This is a genomic window from Microcystis sp. M53603_WE2 (assembly GCF_030065435.1).
The window spans coordinates 1-7242 of sequence record NZ_JASJFF010001335.1; the positions used below are offsets into that span (position 1 = coordinate 1).

Annotated in this window: 8 protein-coding genes; 3 read left to right on the forward strand and 5 right to left on the reverse strand. The window is 42.2% G+C overall.

Annotation, left to right across the window (positions count from 1 at the left end; all coding sequences use genetic code 11):
* The first annotated feature begins 174 nt into the window (after positions 1–174).
* Positions 175–411 carry a hypothetical protein gene (locus PX481_RS28080; RefSeq protein WP_080603301.1) on the forward strand — a complete coding sequence of 79 codons (237 nt, stop codon included), beginning with the start codon at positions 175–177 and terminating at the stop codon, positions 409–411.
* A gap of 65 nt (positions 412–476) precedes the next feature.
* Here the strand turns inward: PX481_RS28080 and PX481_RS28085 are convergent, their stop codons facing one another.
* A complete protein-coding gene (locus tag PX481_RS28085) occupies positions 477–1400 on the reverse strand; it encodes a lysylphosphatidylglycerol synthase domain-containing protein (protein ID WP_288097225.1) in 924 nt (307 codons plus the stop codon).
* A gap of 38 nt (positions 1401–1438) precedes the next feature.
* On the opposite strand from PX481_RS28085, the gene PX481_RS28090 reads away from it, so the two are divergent.
* Entirely contained in the window at positions 1439–1942 is a 504-nt protein-coding gene (locus tag PX481_RS28090) for a hypothetical protein (RefSeq protein WP_288057231.1), read from the forward strand.
* A 37-nt stretch (positions 1943–1979) separates the two neighbouring features.
* On the opposite strand, the gene patR is transcribed toward PX481_RS28090, so the two are convergent.
* Positions 1980–2828 carry a heterocyst master regulator PatR gene (patR, locus tag PX481_RS28095; protein WP_288057230.1) on the reverse strand — a complete coding sequence of 283 codons (849 nt, stop codon included), beginning with the start codon at positions 2826–2828 and terminating at the stop codon, positions 1980–1982.
* A gap of 274 nt (positions 2829–3102) precedes the next feature.
* Here patR and PX481_RS28100 point away from each other — a divergent pair, with 274 nt between their 5' ends.
* The gene (locus PX481_RS28100) at positions 3103–3933 is read left to right on the forward strand and encodes a tetratricopeptide repeat protein (protein WP_002757059.1); all 831 of its coding nucleotides are present in this window, start codon (positions 3103–3105) and stop codon (positions 3931–3933) included.
* Here the strand turns inward: PX481_RS28100 and PX481_RS28105 are convergent, their stop codons facing one another.
* From PX481_RS28105 to PX481_RS28115, 3 genes are all read right to left on the reverse strand, one after another.
* Positions 3934–4791 (reverse strand): DNA-formamidopyrimidine glycosylase, encoded by an 858-nt coding sequence (locus tag PX481_RS28105; RefSeq protein ID WP_287078707.1) that lies wholly within the window; start codon positions 4789–4791, stop codon positions 3934–3936. It abuts the gene before it with no gap.
* A 222-nt stretch (positions 4792–5013) separates the two neighbouring features.
* Positions 5014–6357, reverse strand: a complete 1344-nt coding sequence (locus PX481_RS28110) for a cytochrome c biogenesis protein (RefSeq protein ID WP_288097229.1) — start codon at positions 6355–6357, stop codon at positions 5014–5016.
* 414 nt (positions 6358–6771) lie between these two features.
* Positions 6772–7242 (reverse strand): cytochrome c biogenesis protein CcdA (locus tag PX481_RS28115; RefSeq protein WP_288097232.1); only part of this gene is annotated, 471 nt, incomplete at its 5' end.

A 7242-nucleotide genomic window follows, 5' to 3' on the forward strand; every position in this document is an offset into this window, starting at 1 on the left:
GCTTTAAACGCGGCAGTGGAGGCGGAAGAAGCGGCAGAAACCAGCAAAATCTCCTAAAAATCCGCTAGATTCCCTCAAAAAAGGTGTTGGCATCCCCGCAGCTTTCCCGCTAGGCAACACCTTTTTCTGCCTAATTGTGTCCCAGTTATCAGAATTTTCAGCGATTTTTAAGTTATGTTAAAAAGTGCAACCCTACCACCAGAGGTAAAGATGGGCAACTCTACCACATTTTCCGACACCCCACTTCACAAAGATCATCACACTTGGGAGCATTTAAAACAAGCCATCGCCGCTAGTTCCGGTTTTCGGCGTTGGCAGCAAGAACAACTAGAATCAGGTAAAAATAGAGACGATGCTGATGCTCGCATTTGTTCCTATCTACGGGAAACTTTAGAAACTTTAGCCTACTAGATTGATGCTCCCCAGCTATGACTGCATGGGGACTTTTTTTGTCCGTTTAAGCTAATTTGAAGACCTTATTTTCTGCGCGCCTCGTAACCCAACAACCAGACAAAAGCGACAATTAAAGGCAGGAAATAATAAATAGCTCGATAGGCGATTAAAGAGCCTAAAAGCTCGGCATTAGATACATATTCGGGGCGTAATCTCAGCATGATAAACTCAAAAACACCTATTCCCCCTGGCACATTGCTTAATACCCCTGCCGTCATGGCAAATACATAGAGACCGAAAAATCCTAAAAACGAAGTATTGTAGCTGCCCGGGAGAAGAAGATAGAGAACTCTAGCGGCTAATATCCAATCGATAAAAGTCACCAAAATCAAAGCCAGGGAAAGAGTCCAAGAGGGTAAATAGATATTTTCTTGGCCGATTCTTATTGGTTTTTTATAGGTGAGAGTCAAGAAAAAATATCCCGTAACCAGCAATAAAAAAATTATTCCTAAAGGTTTAGTAGTTAAAAAAGGTAATTTTAAAAGTTGAGGAATCCGTTGGGGATCGAGGAGGAAACTTAAACCACCAATCCCTAACATTCCTAACCAAAAGCTTAAATGGGTAAAAGTAATAACTTTGGCAATATCCACCACCCCCACCCCCGCAGGAGTATAGAAACGATAACGGATTGCTGTCCCAGAAAATAAGGTCAAACCAATGGTATTACCAAGAGCATAACTGATAAAAGCAGTGCGGATAATAGTGCCTAAAGCTAAGGGATGCTTGATATAATAAAAACCTAGGCGATCATAACCCGTCATCGACAAATAACCCAAAGCCATCCAAAAAATAGCTTCTAGCTGACGACTTGTGGTAATATGATCCAAACTAGCCAAGAGTTGGGCAAAAGTGTAGTGTTTAAATTCTTGACTAATTGCCCAGACCGCTAGAATAAATAAACTCAAGGACAGGATAATCGGAGCAAAACGCTGGATTTTTTTATACATCTTACTTTTTACAAATTACTTTTGACTCATTAAAATTTATGAAAAGATCAAAGTTAGATTTAGCTAAACGTTTAAATCGATCCCGAAAAAGGAAATATGATAAATTCCTGACTTCCTCCTTATATTTAACAATTATTCTGGGTTTATTTTATCTACTCTACCTCAATCTTCCTTGGTCTTTTCATCTTTTTGTGCATTGGGTGACTAAAGGGGGTGATTTAGACAAAATTCCTGCCAAATTTTATGCAGAACTTAATCAATTGTGTTTGAGAGCAGATAGTGCGGGGGAAGTAAGAACGAGAAACTATACAGAACATACAGAAATCGCCGAATCTCTCGGTACATTTAGATGTACTTTAGTTAATGGTAGTCAAGAATGGTTAATAGAAGATTATAAATCTTTTAATTCTGCCGATGAAGCGATTTTAGGCACTCAGTTAGCGGTTTTTATCACCGAGATTTTAGGAACAGATTATAGTTATAACATTCGCGCTTATATTCCCAATACTAAGTATCAAATAGCTCCCAAAACCAAATCCTAGACTAGGGATGGGTGAGAAACCCATCCTTAGAAAAAAATTAGTTTTCCGATACGGGTTTTGGTCGGGAAGGCCGAGGGATAGGGGATTGTCCGGGGGTAAAAGGTCGTTTTTCTCCTTCCCCCGAGGGATGACGATTTTTATCAAAAGGCTTTTTAAAACCTCCCTTACCCATCGGTTTTTTCTTGCTGGCAAAACCGAGGTCTAAACCTTCCAAAATAGTTAAGGCATCTCCTTTAAGTTGTACCTGAAAATCCCAAAAACGACTGATCGGTTTACCAGATAAAGTACCGCGCAATTTTAGTTTAAAAAACTTGGGTTTGTCCGCTTCAGTTTTGGGCATTTGTCGGATTTTGACCACTACCGCTTGATTTTCCCGTTCGGTAAAGATGACTTCGCCTCGAATCGAGAAATAACCCGGGGTAGAAGCGAGGAGAGGCTCTATCTCCTGATCATCCTCCTTTTTCAGGGTTTCTGGTTCCCAAACACCGACAATCTGAACATGAAGGGCATCATTTTCCTGACGGGTGCGCGGATAAACCACCCAAAGATGGGGTTTTTCCAGATCGAGATGATTTTTGACCAAACTGATCACCCGACCGAGAATCACAGCATCGATCAGAGTACCATCGGCAGTTAAAATATTGCCTTTAGTTAATTGTTCCTCCGATCGCTGATAATGGCCATAGACGAGACCGATCGCCCGGTACTGCCGCAGATGACTGGGAGGGGGGATCGGTTGTTGACGTTTGACTTCTTCGGGGGTGGCTGACTCTACGGCTAAATCAGCCTCAGTATGGGGGGATTCAAGGGGGACTTCCTGAATTTCCACTTCAGGGGTCGGGGGGGTTTTCGGTGATTCGGTAAACCGATTCCCAGGACGATTCATATCACACTCCTAGCGGCGGAGACACATAGTAAATTAGTAATCAAGCAAGTCAAAAGCGCGATCTGGGGGGTTACAATAACCCTCTAGGGCGACTCTACTGGCATCTAATATATTAAGAACCATGATCTTTTGACTGTCAACCTTGTCAAAACCCTTTTGAGTCTTGACCGTTTGCCCATTGTACTCAATAAAGAGCGGCCAATTCGATCGATCCCCTCATCAAATCTCCAGATTTCCATAACATTTTCCTCTCTGTCCCCTCGCACCCCAGTCTATGAAAGCCTCTCTCTCTCACCGTCGTTGGCTGTCCATCGGTCTCGTCCTCATGTTATTTGCCTTGTTGTCCTTCTCGATCATGCCGCTATTGACTTCTATTCTCAAAAGTCAGCACTCCTCGGGCCAGAGTCATCTGTCCGCAGTCAAACAAGAGGAATTAGCCAGTCAAGCACTGGGTTATCAGATGGTTTTAGAGCGTGAACCCGATAATCAGGCGGCTTTGCGGGGATTATTAGATACTCGCTTACAGCAGGGCGATTTAAAGCAAGCGATCGAACCTTTAGAAAAATTAGCGCAACTTAACCCCCAACAATCCGATTATCTGCTACTTTTGGCGGAAGCGAAACAGCAAATAGAGGACTATGCAGGAGCCACAGGCAGTTATCGCGCTCTTTTAGCCTCCCATCCCCAAGAGCTGCGGGCCTTAACTGGATTAACTAATTTATTTCTTAGCCAAAACCGCCCGATCGAGGCGATTAGTCTGGTCAAAGACACGCTCGATCGCGCTTTAAAAGCTGCTGCCGATCCCAATAATCCTGCTAGTTTAATCGATATCGTTTCCGTTCAGTTACTTTTAGGCAAAATCTATTTCGAGCAGCAAAATTATCCGGAAGCTTTAAACGCCTATAAACAAGCTCAACAGATGGATGTTAACGATTTCCGACCGATTTTGGCAGCGGCGATCGTACTGAAAGAACAGGGCAAAAATCAAGAGGCTCAACCCCTCTTTCAAGATGCTCTCAGTCGCGCTCCTTTTGCTTACAGACAGGAGATTCAGACCCTAGCCGACGAAAATAACAAAATTGAAGCCACAGCCCCTAATCAGTGATCAGCTTTTTCTCCCTTCTCCCCTTGAGACTTGACATTGGGGACAAAAATGAGCCGAGCGCCCACTTAATTTAATTCTGGCAATAGTTGCACCGCAAAGGCGACAATTTTCGCCATTACGACCGTAAACCCAGGCCATCGCCCCATAATTGCCATTAACTCCCGTAACGTGGAGAAAATCGCTAAAACTGGTGCCGCCTTCAGCGATCGCGGTTTCCAATACAGAAATAATGTTTTTTGTCAATAAGTCTATTTGCTCAATTTTCAAGAGATTAGCGGCAGTTTGGGGATGGATACCACTTTTAAAAAGAACTTCATCCGCGTAGATATTGCCGATTCCCGCGACTACATTTTGATCGAGGAGAAAAGTTTTAATCGGACGACGACTTTTTTGACAGTGACTATAGAGGTAATCGGCGGTAAAATTGCGATCAAAGGGTTCCAATCCCAGTTTTTTGAGACCGGTAATCACAGTTTCTGGGGTTTTATCGGCGGCAATCCACCAAATTTTCCCGAAAGTGCGGGTATCGACGAAGCGCAATTCTTGCTGATTGGCAAAAAAGAAGCGTAAGCGCGTATGAATCGGCAGGGGAGTGGTATCTTTTACCCAGAGCAATTGTCCGGTCATACGCAGATGAACCCCGATACTGCTACCATTATCTAAATTGGCGAGGAGATATTTGCCTCGGCGCTGCCAATTGGTAATCGTAGTCTGAGCAATTCCTTGCAGAAAAGTTGCCTCACAATTAGGATAGGCTAGGGTACGCTGTAATAATACTTCCCCACCGATAATTTTTTTGCCCTGGGTAACTTGATTTAATCCGCGACGCACCGTTTCTACTTCTGGCAATTCTGGCATATAAGTAATTGAACAAAATTAAGTTCTTGGTTAGGGTAGGCAAAAGGCAGAAGATAGATAAACAGAACTTTTTAAGTAAGTGATTCTAATTAAATATAAGATAGATTTTGCCTCTGATCCCCCCTGCCCCCCTTGATAAGGGGGGTGCCGATAGGTGGGGGGATCAGAAAATTTTTAACACCTACCTACTGATCGGGAAACGACACCAAATTAACATCAATTCTACTTTAACTTTAACATTTCGATAGTATCAATTATTTCCCGTTCAAAACTGACTTGAGCGCGATTAGTTTTACCACCAATATAAAAGCGATCGCCCGATTGTAAAGCCCAAATTTGCGAATGGGAAAAGTAACTCATTACCACTCCCATCATCAATAAAGCAAAACCTAAATAGACGATAGGTACTCCCGGATCTGCCTTAATTTGTAACCCTGTACTGCCCACTAATTCGACTATTTTTAGATTAACTCCATTGATAGGAATCGTCATTCCTTCTCGTACAGCAGAGGTTAAATCTCCCTTAGCATCATAGACGATTACCGTACCTTGTAAATCTCTGGTTAAAAGAGAAACTCCCTCACTAAGATCGGTTTTAGTCGGAATCCACGTTCCCCAGATTTGTCCATTACCTTTGGTGTCTAAACTAGCCATCGGTAGCTGTAGGATCGGACTATTATTCACCTGTACTTTTACCCCAGCAATTCCCCAACTGGTTTGATAAAAAGTCACCCCTTTATGGTGCAAAGGTTGGTTAACTTGAATAGTTTTGCGATCGATCTCCTGTCCTTGATTATCGATCACCGACAAATCAGAATAAAATTGTTCTATATCACCTTTAGGACTATAATCAATCCAAAAACGATTAACTTTAATCCCCCAATCCTTAGGGAGAGAATTTTTAGATAAGGGTCCAGCTTCAATAATATTTTTAACCTGAAAACTATCGCCACTAGCTACCATTTCTTGAGCGAAAAACCCGGTTAACGCTCCCCAGATCGCTCCTGCTAAAATAATTAACATGGCTGCATGAACGATAATCGGACCGATTTTACCAATCAGACCTTTACGAGCATAAAGACTGTTATTTTCTAGAAAAACTTTGTAGCCTTTTTTTTCTAACAAGGGGGTGAGGGATTCTAGGGAACCGGTTTCTAATTCAGCACTTAAAGCTAGTTTTTGAAATTGGCGAGATTGTTGATAAAATTGCCATTTTCTGGCCGCTTTTAAAGCAGGTAATTGTCGTCGGAAGGTACAAGCGGTTAAACTGGAACCGAAGAGAATTAATAATGATAGATACCACCAAGTGCTATAAACATGATTTAATCCCATTATTAATAAAACTTTCCAAGTCAGAAACCCAAATAAAGCGGGTTTCTCAGGATAATTAACTTGGTAGAAAGATAGAGATTGACCCTGTTCTATTACCGTCCCAGAAATGCTAAAAATAGCGATTAAAAGTAAGAGGATAATTGCCAATCGCAGATCGGCAATAGTCTGGATAAATTTACGTCCCCATTGAGGCGGTGTATTCTTTAAATTTGAGGAAGTTTCCGATATAGTCATAGGACCTCTTGTAAAAATCAAAAATTGTTGTTAGGGTTAGGAGTCAGGAGTCAGGAGAATTAAGAATGAATAATAATCAATTAGGCTGTATCTCACATTTGCAGAAATACCGATAACCAGCAATTATCAGTGATGCTTAAATTATCACAGATCTATCAGCAGCTGTCTGTAAGCATCCCACCCAAAAGCTAATGCGCTCCGGGGTTTGGGGGGTAGAACCCCCCAAAAGCTGGGATTGAGTGATAAAATCGGAAGTAATGACCAATTTTAGAAGATAGTTTACCTTGAAAAATCCCAACTCAGCAGATTTACAAAAATGAGCAGTTTTTAAACCCTCAAAAATTAATTATACAAGAGGTTCTATAGTTAAAAGTTGGGCCATTTTAGCCAATTATCCCTTGTAACTCTCCACCATCACAGCAGACGGGATAATAAAGAAAAAACTCCGAAACCGATTAATAAAACCCCACTGACGGGATTAATCCACCCGGACCATTGACGCAGGGAAAGAAAGCTTTTCAGCGAGGCAGTAAAAGAACCGACGATAATTAGGGGTAAAACATAGCCAGCAGTGTAGGATAACAATAATCCCCCTCCTAAGCTTAAATCTCCCGTATTGGCCACCCATGCCAATAGAGTTGCCAGAACTGGTGTACTACACGGAGAGGCGATTAAACCAAATGTTAAACCGAGAAGATAGGACCGCAAAATCGGGGGAAAATCGCCGGTAATCCAATCGGTAGAGCCAAGGGAGGGGAAGCGCAGGGGTAATAATTCCAAGAGGTTTAACCCCATGAAAATAGCGATCGCACTGACGATAATTGGTAAACCGATCCCCACCTGTCCATAGACTTTTCCTAAAGTAGCGGCAATTAGTCCCAATCC